Annotated in this window: 24 protein-coding genes and 1 tRNA gene; 9 read left to right on the forward strand and 16 right to left on the reverse strand. The window is 45.3% G+C overall.

Annotated features, from left to right (window positions below; genetic code table 11):
* Positions 1–5: 5 nt before the first annotated feature.
* The 13 genes from lipA to leuS form a co-directional block, all read right to left on the reverse strand.
* Positions 6–968 carry a lipoyl synthase gene (gene lipA, locus CSH93_RS00665; protein WP_100640868.1) on the reverse strand — a complete coding sequence of 321 codons (963 nt, stop codon included), beginning with the start codon at positions 966–968 and terminating at the stop codon, positions 6–8.
* Positions 961–1,623 (reverse strand): lipoyl(octanoyl) transferase LipB, encoded by a 663-nt coding sequence (gene lipB / locus CSH93_RS00670; RefSeq protein ID WP_100640870.1) that lies wholly within the window; start codon positions 1,621–1,623, stop codon positions 961–963. The genes lipA and lipB overlap by 8 nt, the downstream gene beginning before the upstream one ends.
* Positions 1,624–1,626: 3 nt before the next feature.
* Positions 1,627–1,893, reverse strand: a complete 267-nt coding sequence (gene ybeD, locus CSH93_RS00675) for a DUF493 family protein YbeD (protein WP_205663201.1) — start codon at positions 1,891–1,893, stop codon at positions 1,627–1,629.
* A 28-nt stretch (positions 1,894–1,921) separates the two neighbouring features.
* Entirely contained in the window at positions 1,922–3,082 is a 1,161-nt protein-coding gene (locus CSH93_RS00680; RefSeq protein ID WP_100640874.1) for a D-alanyl-D-alanine carboxypeptidase family protein, read from the reverse strand.
* A gap of 286 nt (positions 3,083–3,368) precedes the next feature.
* Complete coding sequence (locus tag CSH93_RS18185) at positions 3,369–4,232, reverse strand: septal ring lytic transglycosylase RlpA family protein (protein ID WP_100640876.1); 864 nt, start codon at positions 4,230–4,232, stop codon at positions 3,369–3,371.
* A gap of 4 nt (positions 4,233–4,236) precedes the next feature.
* Positions 4,237–5,352, reverse strand: a complete 1,116-nt coding sequence (rodA, locus tag CSH93_RS00690) for a rod shape-determining protein RodA (RefSeq protein ID WP_100640878.1) — start codon at positions 5,350–5,352, stop codon at positions 4,237–4,239.
* Positions 5,349–7,253, reverse strand: coding sequence for a penicillin-binding protein 2 (gene mrdA, locus CSH93_RS00695; protein WP_100640880.1), 1,905 nt, complete (start codon positions 7,251–7,253; stop codon positions 5,349–5,351). Before mrdA ends, rodA begins: the two co-directional genes overlap by 4 nt.
* A gap of 2 nt (positions 7,254–7,255) precedes the next feature.
* Positions 7,256–7,726 carry a 23S rRNA (pseudouridine(1915)-N(3))-methyltransferase RlmH gene (gene rlmH, locus CSH93_RS17980; RefSeq protein ID WP_100640882.1) on the reverse strand — a complete coding sequence of 157 codons (471 nt, stop codon included), beginning with the start codon at positions 7,724–7,726 and terminating at the stop codon, positions 7,256–7,258.
* Complete coding sequence (gene rsfS / locus CSH93_RS17985; RefSeq protein WP_100640884.1) at positions 7,727–8,044, reverse strand: ribosome silencing factor; 318 nt, start codon at positions 8,042–8,044, stop codon at positions 7,727–7,729. It lies immediately after the preceding gene.
* Positions 8,045–8,055: 11 nt separating this feature from the next.
* The gene (gene nadD / locus CSH93_RS00710) at positions 8,056–8,724 is read right to left on the reverse strand and encodes a nicotinate-nucleotide adenylyltransferase (protein ID WP_100640900.1); all 669 of its coding nucleotides are present in this window, start codon (positions 8,722–8,724) and stop codon (positions 8,056–8,058) included.
* Positions 8,721–9,740, reverse strand: coding sequence for a DNA polymerase III subunit delta (gene holA / locus CSH93_RS00715; RefSeq protein WP_100640902.1), 1,020 nt, complete (start codon positions 9,738–9,740; stop codon positions 8,721–8,723). Before holA ends, nadD begins: the two co-directional genes overlap by 4 nt.
* A 6-nt stretch (positions 9,741–9,746) precedes the next feature.
* On the reverse strand, positions 9,747–10,265 hold the full coding sequence (locus CSH93_RS00720; RefSeq protein ID WP_100640904.1) for an LPS-assembly lipoprotein LptE: 519 nt from the start codon (positions 10,263–10,265) through the stop codon (positions 9,747–9,749).
* A gap of 17 nt (positions 10,266–10,282) precedes the next feature.
* Entirely contained in the window at positions 10,283–12,892 is a 2,610-nt protein-coding gene (gene leuS / locus CSH93_RS00725; protein ID WP_100640906.1) for a leucine--tRNA ligase, read from the reverse strand.
* 199 nt (positions 12,893–13,091) lie between these two features.
* Here leuS and CSH93_RS00730 point away from each other — a divergent pair, with 199 nt between their 5' ends.
* Positions 13,092–15,488, forward strand: coding sequence for a Lon protease family protein (locus CSH93_RS00730; RefSeq protein WP_100640908.1), 2,397 nt, complete (start codon positions 13,092–13,094; stop codon positions 15,486–15,488).
* A gap of 15 nt (positions 15,489–15,503) precedes the next feature.
* On the opposite strand, the gene CSH93_RS00735 is transcribed toward CSH93_RS00730, so the two are convergent.
* Positions 15,504–16,283, reverse strand: a complete 780-nt coding sequence (locus CSH93_RS00735) for an SDR family NAD(P)-dependent oxidoreductase (protein ID WP_100640910.1) — start codon at positions 16,281–16,283, stop codon at positions 15,504–15,506.
* 37 nt (positions 16,284–16,320) lie between these two features.
* Positions 16,321–16,617, reverse strand: coding sequence for a ribosome assembly RNA-binding protein YhbY (gene yhbY / locus CSH93_RS00740; RefSeq protein WP_100640912.1), 297 nt, complete (start codon positions 16,615–16,617; stop codon positions 16,321–16,323).
* A 194-nt stretch (positions 16,618–16,811) separates the two neighbouring features.
* Here yhbY and CSH93_RS18250 point away from each other — a divergent pair, with 194 nt between their 5' ends.
* From CSH93_RS18250 to CSH93_RS00775, 7 genes are all read left to right on the forward strand, one after another.
* The gene (locus CSH93_RS18250) at positions 16,812–17,066 is read left to right on the forward strand and encodes an SAM-dependent methyltransferase (RefSeq protein WP_124748919.1); all 255 of its coding nucleotides are present in this window, start codon (positions 16,812–16,814) and stop codon (positions 17,064–17,066) included.
* Between the two features lie 103 nt (positions 17,067–17,169).
* Entirely contained in the window at positions 17,170–19,116 is a 1,947-nt protein-coding gene (ftsH, locus tag CSH93_RS00750; protein WP_100640916.1) for an ATP-dependent zinc metalloprotease FtsH, read from the forward strand.
* A gap of 73 nt (positions 19,117–19,189) precedes the next feature.
* The gene (folP, locus tag CSH93_RS00755) at positions 19,190–20,008 is read left to right on the forward strand and encodes a dihydropteroate synthase (RefSeq protein WP_100640918.1); all 819 of its coding nucleotides are present in this window, start codon (positions 19,190–19,192) and stop codon (positions 20,006–20,008) included.
* An 11-nt stretch (positions 20,009–20,019) separates the two neighbouring features.
* Positions 20,020–21,363 (forward strand): phosphoglucosamine mutase, encoded by a 1,344-nt coding sequence (gene glmM / locus CSH93_RS00760; RefSeq protein WP_100640920.1) that lies wholly within the window; start codon positions 20,020–20,022, stop codon positions 21,361–21,363.
* 123 nt (positions 21,364–21,486) lie between these two features.
* Entirely contained in the window at positions 21,487–22,248 is a 762-nt protein-coding gene (gene tpiA, locus CSH93_RS00765) for a triose-phosphate isomerase (RefSeq protein WP_100642294.1), read from the forward strand.
* 24 nt (positions 22,249–22,272) lie between these two features.
* Positions 22,273–22,626: a preprotein translocase subunit SecG gene (secG, locus tag CSH93_RS00770; RefSeq protein ID WP_100640922.1), complete on the forward strand. Its 354-nt coding sequence runs from the start codon at positions 22,273–22,275 to the stop codon at positions 22,624–22,626.
* Positions 22,627–22,632: 6 nt separating this feature from the next.
* Positions 22,633–22,718: transfer RNA gene (locus tag CSH93_RS00775), tRNA-Leu, on the forward strand.
* A gap of 74 nt (positions 22,719–22,792) precedes the next feature.
* On the opposite strand, the gene CSH93_RS00780 is transcribed toward CSH93_RS00775, so the two are convergent.
* A complete protein-coding gene (locus tag CSH93_RS00780; RefSeq protein WP_100640924.1) occupies positions 22,793–23,146 on the reverse strand; it encodes an HPF/RaiA family ribosome-associated protein in 354 nt (117 codons plus the stop codon).
* A 158-nt stretch (positions 23,147–23,304) separates the two neighbouring features.
* Between CSH93_RS00780 and nhaR the strand changes: the two genes are divergently transcribed.
* Positions 23,305–24,207: a transcriptional activator NhaR gene (gene nhaR, locus CSH93_RS00785; RefSeq protein WP_100640926.1), complete on the forward strand. Its 903-nt coding sequence runs from the start codon at positions 23,305–23,307 to the stop codon at positions 24,205–24,207.
* Positions 24,208–24,215 lie beyond the last annotated feature (8 nt).

Below are 24,215 nucleotides of genomic sequence, written 5' to 3' on the forward strand. Positions count from 1 at the left end.
ATCGCTTACTTAACTTCTTCGCCGGCTGCTTGTTTGTCGGCATGATAGCTTGAGCGTACCATTGGACCACACGCAGCGTGGCTAAATCCAATTTCTTTCGCATACTCGCCAAGCGCATCAAACTCTTGCGGTGGTACATAACGTTTTACCGGATAGTGGTGCTTGCTTGGCTGAAGGTACTGGCCTAACGTCAACATATCCACATCATGAGCGCGTAAATCGTCGAGTACAGTTTGGATTTCATCGTTGGTTTCACCCATGCCCATCATTAAACCTGACTTGGTTGGAATGTCTGGATGTTGCTGCTTAAACTTCTTCAATAGATCTAAAGACCACTGATAATTTGCCCCAGGTCGACATTCACGGTAAAGGCGTGGAATGGTTTCTAAATTGTGGTTAAACACATCAGGCACACCATTTTTGAATATCTCTAATGCGCGATCCATACGACCACGAAAATCTGGCACCAGTACTTCAATCGTGGTTGACGGCGAATGCTCTCTTATCGCGTTAATGCAATCAACAAAGTGTTGTGCGCCGCCATCACGTAAATCATCCCTATCGACCGAGGTGATCACCACATAGCGTAGATTCATTTCTTTTATTGTGGTGGCAAGTTTTAAAGGCTCTTCCGCTGATGGTGGAAGCGGTTTACCGTGGGCAACGTCACAGAATGGACAACGACGAGTACAAATATCACCTAAAATCATAAAGGTGGCTGTGCCGTGATTAAAACATTCAGCTAGGTTAGGGCAGCTGGCTTCTTCGCATACAGAGTGAAGTTTGTTTTTACGCAGAGTTTGCTTGATCTGGTCAATGCGGTCGGTATTGCGTGGTAACTTGATTTTTATCCATTCAGGCTTGCGTAGCATATCCTCTTTTTCTGTCGGAATAATAGTGACAGGAATGTGCTTAACTTTTTCGTCATCGCGGAGTTTGACTCCAGCCCTTGGTTTTACGTTACTCATCAAAGCCTTCTTTAAATTCTATCGATTGCACGCCTATCAGCGTGCAAAAATGATTAATCAATGGTTTAGCCACGCTGGCGATTGAATCGGGGCCGCCAACGCGCGCACAATCTACCATTTCCAAGCCGGCATAGCCACAGGGATTGATACGTTGGAAAGGGCTAAGATCCATATTCACGTTGAGAGCCAGGCCATGGAATGAACAGCCCTTTCGAATTCTTAAACCCACTGAGCAGATTTTCTTCTCATTAATATACACGCCGGGAGCATCAGGCTTGGCGTACGCTTCAATATTGTAGTCGGCCAACAGGTTAACGATGCATTGCTCTAGTGCGGTGACTAAATGGCGTACACCCAACTTCGCTCGCTTAATATCAATTAAGCAATACAGCATTTGCTGACCCGGACCGTGATAGGTTACTTGGCCACCACGATCTACTGGCACAACTGGTATGTCGCCTGGCATCAGTATATGTTCTGCTTTACCCGCTTGGCCCTGTGTAAACACGGCTTCATGCTCTAACAGCCATATTTCATCAGTGGTATCGGTGTTTCGTTCATCGGTAAAGGTTTGCATACGTTGCCACATGGGCAAATATGATTGCAGGCCTAATTGACGAACGATAATGCGAGGGATTTGCTGCGTGTCACTCATTAATTACAGAACAACACGCACTAGTTCGAGCTTAGATAGCTCGGTATAAATGGTTTCCATGTGGTCTTTGCTGGTGACTTTTACACTCAAGGATAAGGAGTGGTAATTCCCCTTACTACTTGGTTTTACACTGGGCACATAGTCCCCCGGTGCAAGCTCTTGTAAACGGCTGATAACCACCGAAGGTAGGCTCTCGTGAGCCACACCCATTATTTTAAATGTTTGATAACATGGAAACTCTAACAGTTCGTCAAAACGTGTATCCACGATAATCTCCTGCGTATTCGCGTTTGGTTACTTAACTATCAAAGCCAAGCTGTAGCTTGATGTAATCGACAGCGCGATCAAAGAAACCACCTTCATTTACCTCTTGAAGCGCTACGAGTGGGTACTCTGCAATGTCTTCGCCTTCAAGTTGGATAAATAATTTGCCTACTACTTCACCTTTTGCCAAAGGCGCCTCTAACTTTTCATCTAATACAAAATTAGCTTCTAAGTTTTTCACTTGACCTCTGGGTATAGTAATGGGGGTTGCTTGGTTAATTCCCAAGTCTACGGTTTCTCTGTCACCCATAAAAATGCGGTGGGCAACAAAGCTTGTACCGGCCTCATACGGCGTGACTGTTTCATAAAAGCGGAAACCATAGCGCAATAATTTTTTGTTTTCTTCTTTACGCGAACGTTCGCTATCAGTGCCCATCACAACTGAAATTAGGCGCATATCTCCTTGCGTAGCAGAGGTAATTAAACTGTAACCCGCATCAGATGTGTGCCCGGTTTTAATTCCGTCAACATTAAGACTTTTATCCCACAACAAACTGTTGCGGTTGTACTGTTTGATGTTGTTATAAGTAAATTCTTTTTCGCTGTAAATCGCATACATTTCCGGCACTTCGTTGATCAGAGCCGCTGATAAAATGGCCATGTCGCGTGGGGTAGTATAGTGGTCAGGATCATGTAAGCCGTGACTGTTGACAAAATGCGTACCGGTCATGCCAAGCGCTTCGGCGTGTGCATTCATCATATTGGCAAAAGCACTTTCACTGCCGGCAATATGTTCTGCCATAGCGACACAGGCATCATTACCTGATTGCACCATAATACCGCGCAATAAGTCAGACACCGATACTTCAGTATTCACCTCAATAAACATTTTAGAGGAGTCTGGGAAGTTTTTAGCCCATGCGTTTTCAGAAATCTTAACCTTATCGTTAATTGAAATGTTACCAGCTTGTATCTCTTTACCGATAACATACACCGTCATTATTTTAGTTAAACTTGCAGGTGCAAGGCGCATGTCTGCGTTGTTTTCGGTGATGACCGTGTCTGTCGCAGGATCAATTAACAAATGACCTTCTGCCGCCACGGACGGTGGAGGTGGGATAACCACGGCCGCTTGCGTTAGTGGAGTAATGGCCAAACAGAATACGGCTGATAGATAACGAAATTTTGAAAGCATGAAACTACCGTTTTTTTAGTTATGGTTTTGGGGCTTATTACCCCTTTTATTAGCGCACATCTTCTACAAAGATAAGGCGTTATAATATCGCAAAACGCTACCTTTGGACTAGGCTAAGACAATAAAAATTTAGAAAAGTTTATGTCATCTGCGTTGGTTATTGCAGAAGTTTTATCTGATACGGATATCAGGAAAAAGTTTGCTGTATTACCAACTGTGTGCGGAGAGTGCTAATTGGCGCAAAAGTGCCACGGCGATTGGCGATTTCTCAGGATGAATAGGCTTATTATTGCGCGGAAATACTAAAGGCTTCGGGAAAGCCTGATGTACGTAATTCGTCTAGCAATAGGTCTGCCAAATGCTGATTGCTGATAGGGCCCAAACGTAATCGGTAGATCCGTTCTTGATTCAAAGTGATGGTAGGAACTTGAAAACGGCGGCTTAAATCATCTGAAATTTGTTGGATCTTAGTCGCGTCGCTGAGCGCTGCGACTTGGATATACAAGCCATCTGCCACTGTAGTGTCTCGTTCTTCGACTGTCTGAGAAGGCTGAGTCGGGACCTCAATACCTGCATACTCTGCATAGGAAACAGTTGGGCCATTACCAACGGTAACACGGTTTTGTTCGTCAAAATGGATGACTTCCAGTGACACGTTCGCCGTTCCCGTTTTCAAAAAATCGAGTTTTTTCGCCGCAGCAAAAGACAAATCGATGATCCTATCTCCGTGAAACGGACCACGATCATTCACGCGCACAACAACTTGCTTCCCGTTGGCTTTATTGGTTACACGCACAAACGAGGGAAGTGGCAATGTTTTATGTGCAGCGGTCATGCCGTACATGTCATATATCTCGCCATTCGAGGTGAGGTGACCGTGAAACTTTTGCCCATACCATGATGCTTGGCCTTGTTCTGTAAAGCCTTTACCAGTTTGTAATGGGTAATACCGTTTGCCTAACACGGTGTAGGGTCGACTATTCCATTCTCGATAAGGCTCATAATGCGGGATCGCACTCTCTCTGGCTATGGAGTGGGGAACGTAGGTCGGTGCAGAATCATGGCGCTGCGAGTATCGCCCGCCATACTGACACCCAAACGTAAGGCTGAGTGTAGTGATATAAACCAGAGTTGTGAGTATTTTTTTCATTTTGTTAGCGCGACATTAATCTGGTTTGCGTACTAATAGCCATTAGAATGCCAAATCCTGCGAGCAGTGTCACCATAGAAGTGCCGCCGTAACTCACTAAAGGCAATGGTACGCCGACTACAGGTAACAAGCCTGAAACCATCCCCATATTTACGAACACATAGACAAAGAAGGTTAGGGTTATGGCACCAGCAAGCAATTTACTAAAGGCGTCTTGGGCACGCGAGGCTATCCACATGCCACGTAAGATAATAAATGCGTATATGCCAAGCAGTCCAATAACGCCCATCAAACCAAACTCTTCACTGAACACCGCAAAGATAAAGTCAGTATGGCGTTCTGGCAGAAATTCCAACTGTGATTGAGTACCCTGCAACCAACCCTTGCCCTCAATGCCGCCTGAACCAATTGCAATCTTGGATTGAATGATGTGATAACCAGAACCGAGGGGGTCGCTTTCAGGGTTCAAAAACGTTAATACGCGTTGTTTTTGGTAATCTTTCATCAAGAAAAACCACATGATAGGCGCAAATGCTCCGGCCATCACTGACACTACGGATATCAATTTCCACGCCATGCCGGCCAAAAATAGGGCGAAAATGCCTGAGCTGGCAATCAATAATGAGGTACCTAAATCGGGCTGTTTAGCAATGAGGACAGTCGGTATTGCCACTAATATAAAACCAATAATGATGTGATGTGTGCGCGGCGGTAGCGTGAATTTACTGATATACCAAGCCACCATCATGGGGACCGCCAGTTTCATGATTTCCGAAGGTTGAAACCGCATAAAGCCGAGATCGAGCCAACGTTGTGCACCTTTACCCACAACGCCAACCACTAAGACGGCTATAAGCATCATAAGCCCAATAGCATAAAAATATATTGCCATGCCGCGGTACATCATGGGGGGAACCTGCGCGAGTACAAACATCACGAACAATGCTAAACCTAACCGGATCAATTGGCGCTGGATCAAAGCAGGGTCCTGCCCGCCGGCTGAATAGATTGTAACCAATCCAACCCCCATTAGAACCAGTAAACCGATTAACAATACACCGTCGATGTGTAGCTTGCGTAATAGGCTGACTTTATTTGGATTTATGGGAGTTCGGTTCATTGTACTTCGCCATTAGTCAGGGTAATTTCGCTTTGCGGCGGTTCAAAAACATGATTTCTAAAATAAAAGTCCATTATTTGCCTAGCGAGTGGGGCGGCATTGCTACTACCACCACCGGCATTCTCAAGCACAACCGTAACCGAGATTTCAGGTTTTTCATACGGCGCAAAACCGATATACATCGCATTGTCGCGCAAATGGCTGGCGACTTCTTCGGCAACATATTCTTCATCCTGAGCAACAGTAAACAACTGTGCAGTACCGGTTTTACCCGCTGATATATAGGGCGTATTTTTGAAAGCATTCCGCGCAGTGCCATGTTCTCTATTGACTGTGCCGTACATCGCGTCAAGCGCAACGTCCCAATTGGCGTCATTTTCAACCGTAATTGGGCGTGAGGTTTTAATACCTTCTAATTTGATAGTGTCTGACGTTTTCACGCCGCGCAGCAATTGAGGGATAATCTTTTCCCCATGATTAATCAATGTATTCACAGACGCACTAATTTGGATAGGTGTGGCAGTCCAAAATCCCTGACCAATGCCGACAGGGATGGTATCGCCAATATACCAAGCCTCGTTCATTTGTGCGCGCTTCCATCCACGAGAGGGCATGTTAGCGTCTGATTCCTCTGCGATGTCTATACCGGTGTAATCCCCAAAACCAAATTCATTCATCGATTCACTGATGGCATCGATACCGAGATTAAACGCCAAATCATAAAAAAACGTATCACAACTCACTTCTACAGCCTTGGTAACATTAACTTCGCCATGTCCTCCGCGTTTCCAGTCTCGCCAAACATGATCGACATTGTCGATGCGATAGCGACCATAATCCTTCATGGTAAAGTCTAAATCGATGATTTTCTTTTCTAAACCAACCAATGCTAGATGAGGTTTAATTGTTGACGCTGGCGGATATTGCCCCTGCGTTGTGCGGTTTATGAGGGGGCGAGCCGCAGAGTTGAGTAATGCATTGTAGTTGCGCGAACTGATCCCGTGTACAAATAGGTTGGGGTCATAACTGGGGTTTGAATAAAGGCTTAAGACGGCGCCAGTCGCAGGCTCAGATACAATAATTGCTGCGCGTCGTTCACCCACTAAGCGCTGCACCTCAAGTTGTAGCTCTAAGTCGATATTCAAAACAAGGTCTTCACCCGGGATCGGCGGTTGAAAGTCGAGTGTACGCAATATACGGCCTTGATTGTTCACTTCCACTTGTTGATAGCCTACTTGTCCGTGTAAACGTTCTTCATAAAACCGTTCAATGCCTAATTTGCCAATATCATGTGTGGCGTCGTAATTGGCTTCTTGACCAGATTCGATGAGTTTATTTAAATCATTTTTGTTGATCCGCGCAACGTAGCCGAGTGCATGTGTCAACGCTGAACCGAAAGGGTAATGACGCGCGAGACGAGCGTTGATGCTAACACCAGGGAATTTGTGTTGGTGTACAGAAAACTTGGCAACTTCGTCATGCTCTAGGCGTGATTTCAATGCCACTGGCTTAAATCGTCGTTGGCTTTTTAAGTTCTTTTTAAAATCGTCGATTTGTTCATCGGTGATGTCCAGTATTGCTTTTACATCAACCAACATCTGATCAATGTCTTCCACTTCTTCCGGGATCACTTCTAAACTAAAAACCGGTACATTTTCAGCCAGTATAATGCCGTTTCTATCTAGAATGAGGCCTCTATTGGGGGCAACCGGCAATACCTTGATGCGGTTTCCATTTGAGCGCGTTTGATAATCTTCGAACTGCGTGACTTGCAAGTGATACAGGTTACTGATCACTATCCCAATCAATGTGGATACGATAATGAGAGCGATGACGGCACGTCGTGCAAAAAGGTTTGCCTCTGCGGTGTGATCACGTATGGTTTGGCGCTTTCTCGGCACGACTACTCTCTGTGATAAGGGTGATTATTATTAACACTCCAAGCGCGGTATAACGATTCAGCCAAAATAACGCGTACCATAGGGTGAGGCAGGGTTAAATCTGACAAAGACCATTGTTGTTCCGCTGCTGCGATACATGACGGTGCCAATCCTTCTGGACCGCCAACCAATAAACTAACATCACGTCCGTCATGTTGCCACTCATACATTTTTTGTGCGAGTTGTGGTGTACTCCAGCGTTTGCCGGTGACAGCCAATGCAACAATACGATTTCCTTTGCCCACAGCCTTTAACATCAGCTCGCCCTCTTTGTCGAGAATACGCGCGATGTCGGCGTTCTTACCTCTTTTCCCCGGCGGGATTTCAGTTATTGTAACGGGCATGTCGGGTGGGAACCGGCGTAAGTATTCATTACTGCCTTCAGACACCCATTGCGGCATCTTGTTCCCCACTGCGATGATCTGGATCCGCATTTAGCCCCAGAGTTTTTCTAATTGATAGAAATCACGTGTTTCGTCCTGCATCACATGCACAACAACATCACCTAAGTCCACTAACACCCACTCTCCCGTGTCCTTACCTTCAATACTAAGCGCTGGATTGCCTTCAGCTTTGCACGATAATGTAACGTGCTCAGCAATAGAAATGACGTGGCGTTTTGAATTGCCTGAACAAATAAGTAAGGTGTCGGTAATGCTGGATTTGCCGGATACATCAAGTTCAATGATGTCACGACCTTTCATGTCGTCGATTTTGTCTTTAACAAACTCTACTAATTCTGCGTGATTCAAGTTTTCTCCTGTCACATTAACGTGTTGTCTAAATAAAGCTTATGGGCGCGGCAATAATTAAGCACCGAAGACGGAATGACGTCTGCTAACGGGTTTTCTGGTAGCGCCTGATTTAACACTTTTCGTATAAGTGTAGATGATACCTCTGTAATAGGGCTTTCTGCAAAAAATAGCTGACCTGATGCGGTACTTTGGAGCAAACCTGTATCTGTTTGCCGATATCGTTTAATCCACTGTTTCAACTTTTCGCTTGGCGCTGGCAATGTGTCTTTGCGCGGCATCACAATTATATGGCTCAACTCGAGTATACGTTGCCACTCGTACCAGCTATCCAGCGTGTTAATCGAGTCTTGCCCCATAATGAACACAATACTTCTATCAGGGAATTGCTGCCTGAAGTGTTGTAGGGTTCTTACTGTGTATGAGGGTTCGGGGAGCTGCGTCTCAATGAGGTCAAGGGTAAATTGTGGGTATTCCTCGCATACCAACTTCAACATATCGAGACGTTGGCTGAAGGTCGCACCATCAACTGATTTATGTGGCGGAATAGGGGACGGTAATAGCCTCACTTCAGTTAATTGAAACTCGTCAATTAACGCGAGCAATGGGTTTATATGGCCAAAATGAGGAGGATTAAAGGTACCGCCAAATAGCGCTAAACAGGGTCCTGTGTAATTCATAGACTCATTGCAGATAGCGGCGCAGGCAAAAACAGTAAGCAAAGGTGGCACAAGGTTACATATGGCTTACTGACGACTGATTGTTTGAATTGAAGATCGGCAACGGCTAGCTTTTGTTGCATCTGCGCTAAATCGTCCATATTTAAACGGTGCAATGCCGAGGAATATAGCCCTTGACGGTTTTGCCATATACGGTGTTTCTGCCATTGTGGTTGTTGGCCCGCTTGCATGGCGTGTTTCAAGGCCCAGAGGTTTTGCCATTCTCTGATCAGCGCCCAAATAACAATGTTGGGTTCAACACCTTCGCTTTCTAAACGGTAAAGAATTTTAATACCACGTTGTATATCGCCTGATAGCAATGAGTCGACCAGTTGAAATACGTTGAAACGCGATTGGTCGACAGTGGCGTTACCCACGTGTTCTCGGTTAAGGTGTGCGTTAGGGTAAATTAACGAAAGTTTTTCTATTTCTTGCCGTGCAGCAAGTAAATTGCCTTCACAGTTGTCTGCTAGCAATGCAATGGCATCAGGATCAGCACTTAACTGGTTACGTTGTATACACTGTGAAATCCACTGCTGTAACCGCTGGCCTTCTTGTGGGAAGCAGGGCGTATAGAATCCTAGGCCTAAAAGTGATTTAAACCATTTGGTATTTTGCACATCTTTGCCAATTTTACCGCCATGGATCAGTACCAATAAATCGGTAAAATCAGCTTTGGCAAGTTCAGCGAGCACTTTGGCGCCGGCTGCCCCGGGTTTTCCTGTCGGAAGCTCTAACTCTATATACTGCTTATCGGCAAACAGCGACATAGATTGGGTAGCATCGAGCAACAGTGACCAATCAAAATCACTGTCAGCGATAAGTGTTTGGCGTTCCAAAAAGCCTTGCTTTACGGCTAAAGCGCGAAGGTGATCGATGCATTCAATCTTCTGTTGTGGTTCATCACCAAAAACAAGCACCACACTGGGCAGTGCCTTTTCTATTTGGGCGAGGAAGCGGTCAGGGTAAACTTGCATAGCGCTTTATTCGACAGCAGGCGAAGCAGCCTGACTGGCCATCAAGCGGATGATCCTATCTGCTGCGTCGGCGCGCATTTCACTTAAGATCAAATCCAGTTCACGTGATTTTGCCAGTACCTGATCAGGATCATCTTGGTATTCACGTAAAACTTCAACGCTTGAATCAAAGGGATCGGCTTGTGGAAAGGTAACACGGTAATCGACACGATATATCAGTTCATACTCTGCCACTTGGCCTGTTCTAAATACTGACAGCAAACGTCGATCTAGATTTTCTGGGCGCAACTCAATGATGACTGTATTGTTCAACATATCGCTCGCAGCCGCTCGAGTGTAATCTAACTGGTAAACGCGCAAACGCTCTGCGAGTGCAAGAGCCTGGGGATCATGATCAGATAAACTGCGCACTTCGACTTGTTTTATGTGTTCTGGAAACTGTTGCGAGCCACGCAGCGTAAAGCCACAACTGCTCAACGTAAACACGATGAGCACACAAGTAAATGCACGCAGGAGTTTTATCATCCAATCTTTTCCCGATATCAATTGGCTACGATATTGACCAGTTTACCTGGCACAACAATCACTTTACGTACGGTCTTATCTGCGATGAAGTTTTGCACGTTATCGTGCTCCATTGCTGTTGCTTTGACGCTGTCTTGGTCAGCATCCGCGGCAACCGTTATTTTCGCACGAACCTTACCGTTAACCTGTACGATGATAAGTTTCTCATCTTCAACCATTGCTGATGCATCAGCCGTTGGCCAACCGGCAAACTCGATAGAACCTTCATGCCCTAACGTTTCCCATAAATGCTGACAAATATGTGGGGTTACCGGATTCAACAAACGGATCATGGCGTGAATGCCTTCATTCAACAGGGCAATATCGGCATCACTTTGAGTATCAGCTTTTTGCAGCTTGTTGAGCAATTCCATCACCGCCGCAATAGCGGTGTTAAAGGTTTGTCTACGGCCTAAATCATCAGTGATTTTTTCAATCGTCTTGTGAATATCACGGCGTAACGCTTTTTGCTCTTTAGTTAACGAACTCACGATTTCAGACGTGATTTGTTTCGACGCTTTAAGCGCATCGAGGTTATCCATAACTAAGCGGTACAGACGTTTCAAGAAGCGGTGAGCCCCTTCAACACCAGAGTCAATCCACTCTAGCGTTTGTTCAGGCGGCGCAGCAAACATAGTAAACAATCGAACGGTGTCCGCACCGTACAAATCGATAACGTGTTGAGGGTCAATCCCGTTATTTTTGGATTTTGACATTTTCGTCATACCGCCGGGTATGACTTCTTCGCCGTCAGCCGTTAATGCTGCTTTGATCACACGGCCTTTATCATCGCGGGTCAATTCAACTTCGGTGGGCGAAAACCAGGTTTTCTTGCCGCTTTCATCTTCACGATAAAATGACTCTGCTAACACCATACCTTGGCAAAGCAGACGCTTAAATGGTTCATCAGAATCAACTAAACCTTCATCACGTAAAAGCTTATGGAAGAAGCGAGAGTACAATAAGTGTAAAATGGCGTGCTCAATGCCGCCGACATATTGGTCAACCGGCAACCAATAATTGCTTTCTTTTGGATCTAACATCGCATCAGAGGGGGCAGATGCATAACGCGCGTAATACCAACTGGATTCCATAAAGGTATCGAATGTGTCTGTTTCACGTTGTGCAGCTTGCCCGTCAACAGTCACTTGAGACCACTGTTTATCGGCTTTGATAGGGCTTGTGACGCCGTCCATAACCACATCTTCAGGTAATTCAACCGGAAGATTTTCTGCTGCCACAGGCACTTCTGAGCCATCTGGCATATTGATCATGGGGATAGGAGCACCCCAATAGCGCTGGCGTGAAACACCCCAGTCACGTAAGCGATAATTGGTTGTGCGCGTACCTTTACCTTTGGCCTCTAATGCCTGACATATGCCGTTGAATGCATCTTCAAACGCAAGACCGCTAAACTCGCCTGAGTTTATGAGTTCACCTTTATCAGTGATTGCCGCGTGCTCGATAGAACTGATTTCTGCCCCGTCTGCTGCCTTGACCACTTGCGTGATAGGTAACTGATACTTAGTTGCAAACTCCCAGTCGCGTTGGTCGTGGCCTGGAACTGACATAACAGCGCCAGAGCCATATTCCATAAGGACAAAGTTTGCTACCCACACCGGGACTTTTTCACCCGTTAACGGATGGACTACTTCAAGACCTGTATTGCAGCCACGCTTTTCCATTGTCGCTAGTTCTGCTTCTGCGACTTTAGTGTGTTTGTTGTCTTCAATGAAGGCGGCTACATCTGGATTCGATTGCGCAGCATGCTGTGCGAGCGGGTGCTGAGCAGCGACGGCAACATAGGTCACGCCAAACAGTGTATCTGGACGCGTGGTATAAACGTCGACGCTGTCGATGCCGGCGATTGGGGCAGGTAATGCAAACGTGATATTGGCGCCTTCTGATTTACCAATCCAGTTACGTTGCATGGCTACAACCTGTTCTGGCCACTCATCCAGCCCGTCTAAATCACTGAGTAAGGCTTCTGCATAATCGGTAATTTTAATAAACCATTGCGGAATTTCTTTTTGTTCAACAACAGCGCCGCTACGCCAGCCTCTGCCATCGATAACCTGTTCATTTGCCAATACGGTTTGGTCCACCGGATCCCAGTTAACCGTAGACAGTTTTTTATACACCAAACCTTTTTCATAAAGGCGGGTGAAGAACCATTGTTCCCAGCGATAATAATCAGGTTTACAGGTAGTCACCTCACGCGACCAGTCATAGCCAAAGCCCAGTGATTTCAACTGTTGCTTCATATATTCAATGTTGGCATATGTCCACTTGGCCGGCGCGGTCTTATTGTTGATCGCCGCATTTTCTGCTGGTAGGCCAAACGCATCCCAACCCATTGGTTGAAGTACGTTTTTACCTTGCATACGTTGGTAGCGACTGATCACGTCACCAATGGTGTAGTTACGCACGTGCCCCATATGCAGCTTGCCGCTAGGGTATGGGAACATTGATAAGCAGTAGAACTTCTCTTTTGACTCGTCCACGTCAACTTTAAACGTGTCGTTATTTTGCCAGTGTTGTTGAACCTGTTGTTCTATTTCTCGGTGGTCGTATTGCTTTTCTGACATGCAGCGTAGAATTCCGTATTGGTGTTATAACTTAACATTGTTAGCCGATTTATTTGCGGCGACATAAAGCCCGTTAGAATACCTCAGTGTGGCATTCAACAACAGATCCAAACCCTTCATTTGTGAAAAAAACTTGTGAACTTGACACATTCGTTTTGTCGCGGTGTACACTGATAAAAAATGAATTCGATTTGTCTACATGAAAAAAAAGCCACAGGACGTGATTGCATTAACGCCTGAACAGCTCAATGCAGCTCCTCAATTAGAAAAAATCACTCAAGCACTTGCTGACGAAACGGCAATGCAAGCTACCTTCGTTGGCCAAGCGAGAGCGCGTGAAGCCCTAAGTTTTGGCTTAGGTATCGACGCGACAGGCTACAATTTGTACGTTATGGGTGAACAAGCAACCGGCCGGTATACATTAGTTCACGATTATGTAGCTAAAGCGGTGACCCATAAACCGACGCCTGATGATTGGATTTACCTCAATAATTTCGACGATGAACGTCAGCCGTTTACTTTGAGATTGCCCGCTGGAGACAGCAAGCGTTTGGTGGAAGATATAGAGGGCCTCATTGATGATGTGCTTGATACTTTCCCAGCTGCGTTTGATAACCCGGGATATCAACGCAGAAAAGCCGCGTTGGGGCGTCAATTTGAGCTTCAATATGACCATGCGATAGATGAAGTAGAAAAATACGCTCAAACCAAGGGCGTTGCGTTATACGAAGATGCCGGCAGTATTTCTTTTTCGCCCATTATTAATGGTGAACCCATTAATGATACTCAGTTTAGCCAGTTAGATGATGCGCAAAGAGCTCATTTTTATGAACTGATAGATACGCTAGAAACGCGTCTAAGTGATGCTTTGATTGAGCTGCCATTATGGAAACGCCAGCACAGTGAAAAGCTCCGAGAGCTCAAACGAATGACGGCTGAGCAGGGGATCCGTCCATTGCTCAAGCATCTTGAACATAAATATGCATCTCAGCTGGGCGTGCTCAAATACTTGCGTCAAATGAAGACCCCGATGATCGACGCCGTACTTGAGCTGCTAATGGTAGAAGCTAAGGACGATAAACCCGAAGAGTTTGACCGCCGCGCAATCCTTGAAGAGCAGTTTCTGCCCAATGTCGTCGTGTCTCATCGCATCACTGATGGGGCGCCTGTAGTTTACGAGCCGAACCCCACGCATCAAAATTTATTCGGTAAGGTTGAATATAATAGTAGTCAGGGCGTGGCTTACACCAATTACAGTATGATCCAAGGTGGCGCTTTACATCGCGCCAATGGCGGCTATTTGTTGCTAGACGCGGATAAAATGGTGCACCAGCCTTATGTATGGGAATCACTGAAACTGGCACTTAAGTTTTCGAGTCTGAAAATGGATTCACCGCAGCAAGATATTGGTATGGTAAATGCCATTACACTGACGCCTCAAGCAATAGAGTTAAACGTAAAAGTGATCCTGATGGGGTCACGCGAACTCTATTACACGCTGCAAGATTACGATGATGAATTTGATGAGCTGTTTCGAGTATTGGTCGACTTTGACCACGAAATTCAACTCAGTGACGACAATCTAAAAGATTTTGTTGGTCGCGTTCGCCATCAACTGGCGTTGTTAGGCCTGAACAGCATTGAACACGCCGCAATGGTTAGATTAGTCACCTATTCGATGAGAATGGCTGAACATCAATGCAAGTTATCAGCGCGTTTTTCCGATGTCATCGAGTTATTAAAAGAAGCTAATTACTTTGCATTGCAAGCCAAGGATGCAGAATTGCGTTTAGTGCATATTGAAGAAGCGCTGGCGGCAAAGAAAAAACGCTCGGGTCGCGTAAAAGGTGCCTTGTTTGATGACATCACAGAAGGGCATGTACTGATTGATACGCAGGGCAAAGCAATTGGTAAAGTGAATGGCCTAACCGTGTTAGAAATCGGCGATACAACCTTTGGTACGCCGGCACGGATAACCTCTACAGTTTATGCGGGCGCCTCTGGCGTGGTTGATATCGAACGTGAAGTCGAGTTGGGGCAACCGATCCACAGTAAAGGGGTTATGCTACTGACCGGGTATCTAGGCAACAAATATGCTCAGTATTTTCCCTTAACCTTGTCAGCCAATATTGCGTTAGAGCAATCCTACGGTCATATCGATGGTGACAGCGCGTCTTTGGGCGAATTATTAGCGTTATTGTCAGCACTGACCGAGATCCCCGCGACGCAAGAACTTGCCGTTACCGGTTCAATCAACCAATACGGAGAAGTACAAGCCGTAGGTGGTGTGAATGAAAAGATCGAAGGGTTTTTCGACCTGTGCCAATACAGAGGGCTTACTGGCAAACAGGGTGTGATAATACCGGCTTCAAATCAAATTAATTTGATGTTAGATGGGCCCGTAATTGACGCGATCACGCAAGGGCAATTTCATATTTATCCAGTAGCGACCGTTGATCAGGCGATAGAACTATTGATGCAGCAAGAGGCGGGAGAGTTGAACTCTAAAGGGCGCTATCCTAAGGGAAGTGTCAATTACCATGCGGTAAATCGTTTGTATAACATCGCTAATATAGTGAATGGCGCGCAAGATTAGCGCGCCATCATGCTATTACTTAGGTGGCATTCTCAATGCACCATCCAAACGGATGGTTTCACCGTTAAGGTAAGCATTTTCAAACATATGGACCGCTAGGTTCGCGTATTCAGCCGGTAACCCTAAACGGTTAGGGAAGGGCACGTTAGCTTTCAATGCATCTTGAACATGTTCAGGCATCGCTAGCAGCATGGGAGTGCCCATAATGCCGGGTGCAATAGTATTTACACGAATTCCTACTTTCGAAAGGTCACGTGCCATTGGCAATGTGAGCGCAATAATACCGCCTTTACTGGCTGCATATGCGGTTTGTCCGATTTGACCTTCATAACCGGCAACAGACGCCGTATTGACAATCAAGCCTCGTTCTTGTGCTTCACCCACAGGGTCGAGTTTAGCCATATAACTTGCTACAACTCTCGCTACGTTGAATGAACCTACAAGGTTTATGTCGATCACGGATTGAAAGCTATCCAGTGGCATAGGGTTGCTTTCTCTATCCAGTAAACGTTTCGCTGGCGCCACACCTGCACAGTTAACGCACATGCGGATATTACCGAAATTCTCATTTACCTGAGCCACTGCTTGTTCAATTGAATCGGCATTGCGCACGTCAACCGCGCAAAACATGGTGTCCTTTGCACCGAGCTCTTCGACGCGTTGTGCACCCACTTCTTCATTCATGTCAAAGATCGCGACGCGAAAACCCGCTTCTCGTAGTGTTATCGCAGTGGCATGGCCGAGACCTGAGCAACCGCCGGTCACGATAGCCGTCATGTTGTTTGAAATTTGCATATTATTTTTCTTCTGTCGTTATTGTAGGGTTCTATTATTACCGTCTAGGCAGGACGATTTTGGGTTCTTTAGCCGGTTTATATAACACCAGTGTATGGCCAATAATCTGAATTTGTGCAGCTTGCGTTTCACGCGCAATTGCTTCAGCAATAAGCTTCTTTTCGTCACGATCGTCAGTGGGGATTTTCACTTTGATCAGCTCGTGATGGCCCAAAGCGTTGTCAATTTCAGCTAATACACCTTCGGTAAGGCCATTATTACCAAGCTGAACGATTGGTTTTTTGTCATGCGCCAGCCCTTTGAGGAACTGCTTTTGTTTAGTCGTTAGATTCATCGTACCAATTTTCTTACAATTAGATGACGTAATGTCACTTGAAAAGCGCTATTCTAACGCCATCTAAGTTGCAATACGACAATCATCGCGATTAATAACGAAAAAGAAGCACTCAGCGAGTCGTTAACGCGAGTTAAAAGATCATGTTTACAATGAGTAAAGGGCAGACGTCCTACAAAGCTGATTTGAGTTAAGTGCTTATATGGATAGCGTTAATCCATCTGTTAAGCAGGTGCGTATTGTATATATGTAAATTAGCACTTAGTGCGTTATATATAGTGATAAAGCCTAACGAGGCATTTGTTATTAAGGTATTCCAAGGCGAAGGATTCGATGAATTCTTTGGCGACGTCAAAACGCGTTTAAAAATAGTTAAAACGCGTAAACCAGACTGTTTACATGCACGTTTTCAAGGTATGTATTTAGTGGCGACTGGTTACAAGGTGTAGTATTGTGTACTACTTCGCGACGAGAGTTTTACGTTCACGTTCAGGAACATTTGCTGAGTGTGGGCATCGAAATCCCTAGCAATTATTTACGAGGTTTAATGCGTTGAGCGACATGGCAAAAAATTTAATCCTTTGGCTGGTTATCGCCGTGGTATTGATGTCAGTTTTCCAGAGTTTTTCTCCCGGTGAGTCAACTCGTGCGCAAACTGATTACACGACGTTTATCAATCAGGTTAATCAAGGCAATATTCGAGAAGTGCGGATCAACAGTGATGCACGCGAAATCCGTGGCACCAGAAGTAATGGTGATACTTTTGTCACTTATATTCCTTATTTTGATGAGCAATTAATTTCAGACTTAATTAAACAAGACGTTCGAGTATTAGGCGAGCCACCAGAGTCACCTTCATTATTAGGTACGATCTTTATTTCATGGTTCCCAATGCTGCTGTTAATCGGTGTGTGGATTTTCTTCATGCGTCAAATGCAAGGCGGCGGTGGTCGTGGCGCAATGTCGTTTGGTAAAAGTAAAGCGCGCTTGTTAGGTGAAGACCAAATCAAAACAACCTTCGCAGATGTTGCCGGTTGTGATGAAGCGAAAGAAGATGTTGCAGAATTAGTCGACTTTTTACGTGACCCATCAAAATTCCAAAAGCTAGGCGGAAAAATCCCCAAGGGTGTTTTAATGGTGGGCCCTCCTGGTACGGGTAAGACGTTACTAGCGAAGGCGATTGCGGGTGAAGCTAAAGTACCATTCTTCACTATTTCGGGCTCTGACTTCGTTGAAATGTTCGTGGGTGTTGGTGCAAGCCGTGTTCGAGACATGTTTGAACAAGCTAAGAAATCTGCACCGTGCATTATCTTTATTGACGAAATTGATGCCGTTGGACGTCAGCGTGGTGCTGGTTTAGGCGGTGGTCACGATGAACGTGAACAAACACTTAACCAAATGTTGGTTGAGATGGATGGTTTTGAAGGTCATGAAGGTATTATTGTAATTGCAGCTACCAACCGACCAGACGTATTAGATCCGGCGCTATTGCGTCCAGGTCGATTCGACCGTCAAGTGGTTGTGGGCTTGCCAGACATTCGTGGCCGTGAACAGATCCTTAAAGTTCATATGCGTAAAGTGCCGATCAGCGATAACGTTGAAGCATCTGTAATTGCGCGTGGAACACCAGGCTTTTCCGGAGCTGACCTAGCCAACCTTGTTAACGAAGCTGCATTATTTGCTGCGCGTTCTAACAAGCGATTGGTTTCAATGGAAGAATTCGATAAAGCCAAAGATAAGATCATGATGGGCTCAGAACGCAAATCAATGGTTATGTCTGAAGCAGAGAAGACCATGACGGCCTATCATGAAGCTGGTCACGCTATTGTAGGCCGCTTAGTGCCAGAGCATGATCCGGTTTACAAAGTGTCTATCATTCCACGCGGTCGAGCGTTGGGTGTGACCATGTATTTACCAGAGCAAGATCGCGTTAGCCATAGTAAACAGCATCTAGAAAGTATGATTTCAAGCTTGTTTGGTGGTCGTATTGCTGAACAGATCATATACGGTGATGATAAAGTGACGACAGGCGCGTCAAACGACATTGAACGTGCAACTGAAATTGCACGCAAAATGGTGACTCAATGGGGCTTATCGAGCAAAATGGGTCCTATGCTATATGCAGAAGAGGAAGGTGAAGTATTCCTTGGGCGCAGTATGTCTAAAGCGAGCCACATGTCTGATGATACGGCGCGTGCTATTGACGCAGAAATTAAATCGTTGATTGACCGTAACTATGAGCGTGCTGAAAACATCTTAAAAGAAAACATCGATATTCTTCATTCAATGAAGGACGCATTGATGAAGTATGAAACGATTGATGCCAAACAAATCGATGATTTGATGGAGCGTCGTGATGTACGCCCACCGGCTGACTGGGATAGCTCAAAATCGAATGATAATGATAAGCCCAGTGGTGGAGCAGAGGTTAAACAAGACGTAAATGATAACGAATCGTCTGACACAACCAATGCCAAGCCAAATGATGCAACGAGCTGATTATTGAATCATGCTAATAAAGCGCCAGCGTAAGCTGGCGTTTTTGTATTAAAAAAGGAGTCGCTGAGGCAATATGTTTTCGCTGACGCAAATTACATCCCCGAGTGTAATGGGGATTTTAAATGTTACCCCTGATTCATTCTCCGACGGGGGGATTAATACCCATGTAGAGCGCGCCGTAGAAAATGCACTGCTTATGGTAGAGCAAGGTGCTGCTATTATTGATATTGGTGGAGAATCCACTAGACCCGGTGCGCAAGCCGTTGATATTGATTCTGAGCTGGCGCGTGTGGTGCCAGTTGTGGAGCAGCTTCGGCGACATACCGATATACCGATATCCATTGATACGCACAAGCCTGAAGTGATGCGTGCAGGTATTGGCGCGGGCGCAAACATGATTAACGATATTAATGCGCTCAGAACACCTGGCGCACTTGACGCTGCTGCAGACTTAGGCGTACCCGTGTGTTTGATGCACATGCAAGGTGAGCCACGCACTATGCAACATGATCCACGTTATGGACAGGTTGTTGACGATGTCACTGCATTTCTTCTTGAGCGCGTGCAAATGTGTGTAGACGCGGGCATTAAAAAATCTGAAATAGCGTTGGATCCTGGTTTTGGATTTGGTAAAACGGTACAACACAATTACGCATTGTTTAATGCAATACCTCAAATGTTAGAACTTGGTTACCCATTGCTTGTGGGCGTATCAAGAAAATCGATGTTAGGGGTTGTTACACATAAAACGGTAGAAAAACGATTGGCCGCCAGTATTGCTGCGGCTACACTTGCGGCTCAGTGGGGGGCGCATATTATCCGTGTACATGATGTTGATGAAACGGTAGATGCTATCCGCATAGTCGAAGCGATTAAAAATAATAACCAATAGGTAGTAGGGACATGGGGCAAAGAGAATTTTTTGGAACTGATGGAATTCGCGGCAAAGTAGGCGAAAGCGCAATTAACCCTGAATTTGTCACAAAGCTTGGTTGGGCTGCCGGTAAAGTGCTTGCCGGTCAAGGCACAAACAAAGTATTGATTGGTAAAGATACTCGAATTTCAGGTTATATGCTCGAGTCAGCTCTCGAAGCGGGCTTGTCTGCTGCGGGTATTAATATTGGCCTGCTTGGACCAATGCCTACCCCTGCTATCGCCTACTTAACCAAAACGTTTCGTTCAGAGGCCGGGATCGTTATCAGTGCATCGCACAACCCTTATTACGACAATGGCATTAAATTCTTTTCAGCCAATGGCTTTAAATTAGACGATTCTATTGAATTGGCTATTGAGGCCCAAATGAAGCAACCGATGACATGTGTTGCCTCAGATAAACTGGGTAAAGCGATCCGCATTAATGATGCCGCAGGTCGCTATATCGAGTTTTGTAAAGGTACCTTCCCATCCGACCTTTCGCTTAAGGGCATGAAGATAGTCGTTGATTGTGCGCATGGCGCAACCTATCACATTGCACCAAACGTACTCAGTGAACTCGGTGCTGAAGTGATTGAAATTGGCACTAATCCAAACGGTACAAACATAAACCACAAAGTTGGTGCAACCAGCATGAAAGCCATTGTCGATGAAGTATTGGCTTCTGGAGCTCATTTGGGAATGGCATTAGACGGTGATGGTGACCGCATCATGATGGTAGACCATCTCGGCAATGTTATCGACGGAGATCAAATTATATATATCATCGCGCGCGATGCACTTAAGTCCGGTCGTTTGTCTGGCGGTGTTGTTGGTACTTTGATGAGTAATCTCGGGCTAGAGAACGGTTTGGCAAAGTTAGGCGTTCCTTTTGCGCGAAGCAAAGTTGGCGATCGTTATGTCATGGAATTACTGCAAGAGAAAGGTTGGCATATAGGCGGTGAAAATTCTGGCCATGTGCTTAATCTGGCAACCTCATCAACGGGTGATGGTATAATCGCGGGTCTGCAAGTTTTAACCTCGATGTTACGTGCTGATATGAGTTTACATGATTTATCGAGTGGTTTTGAAAAGTATCCGCAGGTCTTAGAGAATGTTCGCTTTGAAAATACCAACGTTGACCCACTCACTCATGCAGATGTGAGCAAAGCGGTTAAGGAAGCTGAAGCAGCACTAGGCAAAAACGGTCGAGTCTTGCTGAGAAAGAGCGGAACAGAGCCTCTTATTCGGGTTATGGTCGAATCCAATGACAATGATATGTCAACACGTTGGGCACTGCATATTGCTGAAGTTGTTCAAGCAGTAACCGCTTAAATCCGCGATGTTGCTAGTATTGCTCCTAGTCGCAATAAATTAGCCTAATTTGTCGTTTAGATACTTGTATATTATGAGTGGAATCGTTAATATCTCGCCCGCTTTGAAGCGGCACAAGGATTGATTATGCAGAATTCTCGAAAGCCGCTGGTGGCTGGAAATTGGAAAATGAATGGCAACAACGCGTTGTTGTCCTCATTCGCTGACCATTTTGACAGCGTGTCAGCATTAACCTGTGAGGCAGTGCTATGCCCGCCGGCACCTTACATTACTATTGCTGCGCAAAAATTGGGCCCGTCAGGGTTTCTGGTTGCAGCGCAAAATGTGAGTGAGCTAGGCGAGGGCGCTCATACAGGTGATGTAAGCGCTGCAATGTTGGCCGATGTTGGTTGTCAGTACACGATAGTAGGTCATTCTGAGCGCCGTACCGATCATGGTGAATCCAGTCAGCAGGTTGCCAGCAAAGCAAAAGCATTATTGGCACAAAATGTTACGCCAATTATCTGCGTGGGTGAACCACTGGATGTACGCGAAGCCGGTAATGAAGAAACTTATGTATTAAGCCAGTTGCAAGCTGTGTTTGAAGTGCTGTCCGCCGAAGAGCTTGCTACTGTCGTAATTGCCTATGAGCCTATTTGGGCAATAGGAACAGGCAAAACAGCGTCGCCACAGCAGGCGCAAGCAATGCATGCCTACATACGTGATGCATTAGCCAAAGTTAGTGCTGATGCAGCTAAAAGCGTCAGGTTGTTATATGGCGGCAGTGTGAAAGCGGATAATGCAAGAGAACTGTTTTCCCAAGCTGACATTGATGGTGGTTTGATAGGTGGTGCAAGCCTAAAACCAGAAGAATTTGAAGCGATTTGTCGTTCAACGATGTTGTGACGAGTCGCAGGAGAGTAAAAAAACATGTTATATGAAGTTTTGATTGTCGTTTATTTGTTAGTTGCTTTGGTATTGATTGGTATCGTTTTGATCCAACAAGGTAAAGGTGCTGACATGGGTGCTTCGTTTGGCTCTGGTGGTTCAAACACTGTGTTTGGTTCATCTGGCTCAGGTAATTTCATGACACGCACTACTGCTATTTTGGCAACCTTGTTTTTCTTAATCAGCTTGACGCTTGGAAATATGACGGCGAATAGAGAGAAAGCAGTTGATGAATGGCAAAACCTAGAAGTGCCAGTGGCTGAAACCGTCCCAGCAACAGATGTTCCAGCTGAAGAAACACAGCCAGCATCAGACGACTCTGACGTACCAAACTAGAATTTAGCGGATGTGGTGGAATTGGTAGACACGCTATCTTGAGGGGGTAGTGAGCTATGCTCGTGAGGGTTCAAGTCCCTCCATCCGCACCAATAAAATAAGGCCAGCATATGCTGGCCTTTTTGCTTTTTGTTGCACAGTTAGCACTGCCAACACTTTCTGTTGTTCACTCGCTTTTTAGTCTACTGTATTGCATCATATTGGCCCGATGGGTTTTAGTGCGACTTGTATAAAAATGCCTCTCAATTTTTCGCTTAGCTTTATAGCTGCAAGCCTGCACAGTGAGGTACATATCTCGGCCTTGCTCTTCTGCTACCAAGGTTTTGTATTGATTCAGTTTAACCTTAATCACACATATACACTGTAATTCGCCATTGTTTGATCGCGTTTGGCTTATTGAGAAAATGACCACGCGTATTCGCTGCGCAAACCGGCTTAACGAGAACCCGATTTTTTCATTGATAAACGCTTTTAAGGTAGGCGTGACTGCATAGTCACGAACATTATATTTGATGCGCATCTACATTTGCCTTAACGGTTACTAAAACTGTCGATTTTGTTTGACTACTACCGGCTCACAACGCATATTTAACCAATCCGATTAAAGCAAGAAAAATCGTTTGATAGCGATGCTATACATCGAAAAAAATTTAAAAAGTGTAATTGGAAAAAATCTCAATGGCAGAAAATATTAACTATAAACACCTTCATTACTTTTGGGTTGTCGCAAAGGAGGGCTCGATAGCAAAAGCTGCTGCAAAGTTACATATAACGCCGCAAACTATCAGCGGCCAACTTAGCATGTTAGAAGATCGCATTCGTCAACCGTTGTTTGACCGTGTAGGGAGGGGATTGCAGCTAACCGAGACGGGTAGATTAGTGTTGCGGTATGCTGATGAAATCTTTGAATTAGGCAGAGAGCTGAGTGATGTGTTGCGCGGAGCGCCACAAATCGGTGCGTCAGAGTTTATTGTCAGTGCGGCAAGTGCAATACCCAAGACCATTGTATACAAGATCTTAGAACCGGCTTTAAACTTGGATGAAGATATTCATTTGATCAGCAAAGAAGGGCCGATAGACGCCATTTTAGCTGATTTAGCGGTTCACGAAGTGGATATGGTGTTAACTGACACACCATTGTCATCTGCGTTTAGTATAAAGGCGTATAATCATTTCTTGGGAGAGTCGGGATTGTCGTTTCTTGCTGCACCGTCGTTGAAGCAGAAACTCAGTGGTACATTCCCACATAATCTCAACCATGCACCTATGTTACTACCCACCAAACAGTATGCGATTCGTCAATTATTTGATCGTTGGTCAAGTGATAACGATATTTTTCCATTACTGCGGGGGCAGTATGATGACAGTGCATTAATGAAATCTTTTGGTATGTCCGGTTTTGGTGTGTTTTTTATGCCAACCGTGATTGAAGAAGAAGTATGCGAACAGTTTAAGGTTGAAGTGATTGGTAGAACGGATGAAATTAAACAGCGATTCTATGCTATTTCTTCAGAGCGTAAAGTCACTCACCCTGCGGTTGCGGCTATTTGTGACAAAGCACGGGATATTATCTTTAAATAACGTTTTGT

It is taken from the genome of Neoalteromonas facilis (genome assembly GCF_002807665.1).
Lineage (GTDB): Bacteria > Pseudomonadota > Gammaproteobacteria > Enterobacterales > Alteromonadaceae > Alteromonas_E > Alteromonas_E facilis.

Bases quoted from the DNA above. Each gene is read 5' to 3' on its own strand.
- lipA (WP_100640868.1), bottom strand. From the start codon at position 968: ATGAGTAACGTAAAACCAAGGGCTGGAGTCAAACTCCGCGATGACGAA.
- lipB (WP_100640870.1), bottom strand. From the start codon at position 1,623: ATGAGTGACACGCAGCAAATCCCTCGCATTATCGTTCGTCAATTAGGC.
- CSH93_RS00680 (WP_100640874.1), bottom strand. From the start codon at position 3,082: ATGCTTTCAAAATTTCGTTATCTATCAGCCGTATTCTGTTTGGCCATT.
- CSH93_RS18185 (WP_100640876.1), bottom strand. From the start codon at position 4,232: ATGAAAAAAATACTCACAACTCTGGTTTATATCACTACACTCAGCCTT.
- rodA (WP_100640878.1), bottom strand. From the start codon at position 5,352: ATGAACCGAACTCCCATAAATCCAAATAAAGTCAGCCTATTACGCAAG.
- rlmH (WP_100640882.1), bottom strand. From the start codon at position 7,726: ATGCGGATCCAGATCATCGCAGTGGGGAACAAGATGCCGCAATGGGTG.
- nadD (WP_100640900.1), bottom strand. From the start codon at position 8,724: ATGAATTACACAGGACCCTGTTTAGCGCTATTTGGCGGTACCTTTAAT.
- holA (WP_100640902.1), bottom strand. From the start codon at position 9,740: ATGCAAGTTTACCCTGACCGCTTCCTCGCCCAAATAGAAAAGGCACTG.
- CSH93_RS00720 (WP_100640904.1), bottom strand. From the start codon at position 10,265: ATGATAAAACTCCTGCGTGCATTTACTTGTGTGCTCATCGTGTTTACG.
- leuS (WP_100640906.1), bottom strand. From the start codon at position 12,892: ATGTCAGAAAAGCAATACGACCACCGAGAAATAGAACAACAGGTTCAA.
- CSH93_RS00730 (WP_100640908.1), top strand. From the start codon at position 13,092: ATGAAAAAAAAGCCACAGGACGTGATTGCATTAACGCCTGAACAGCTC.
- CSH93_RS00735 (WP_100640910.1), bottom strand. From the start codon at position 16,283: ATGCAAATTTCAAACAACATGACGGCTATCGTGACCGGCGGTTGCTCA.
- yhbY (WP_100640912.1), bottom strand. From the start codon at position 16,617: ATGAATCTAACGACTAAACAAAAGCAGTTCCTCAAAGGGCTGGCGCAT.
- folP (WP_100640918.1), top strand. From the start codon at position 19,190: ATGTTTTCGCTGACGCAAATTACATCCCCGAGTGTAATGGGGATTTTA.
- glmM (WP_100640920.1), top strand. From the start codon at position 20,020: ATGGGGCAAAGAGAATTTTTTGGAACTGATGGAATTCGCGGCAAAGTA.
- secG (WP_100640922.1), top strand. From the start codon at position 22,273: ATGTTATATGAAGTTTTGATTGTCGTTTATTTGTTAGTTGCTTTGGTA.
- CSH93_RS00780 (WP_100640924.1), bottom strand. From the start codon at position 23,146: ATGCGCATCAAATATAATGTTCGTGACTATGCAGTCACGCCTACCTTA.
- nhaR (WP_100640926.1), top strand. From the start codon at position 23,305: ATGGCAGAAAATATTAACTATAAACACCTTCATTACTTTTGGGTTGTC.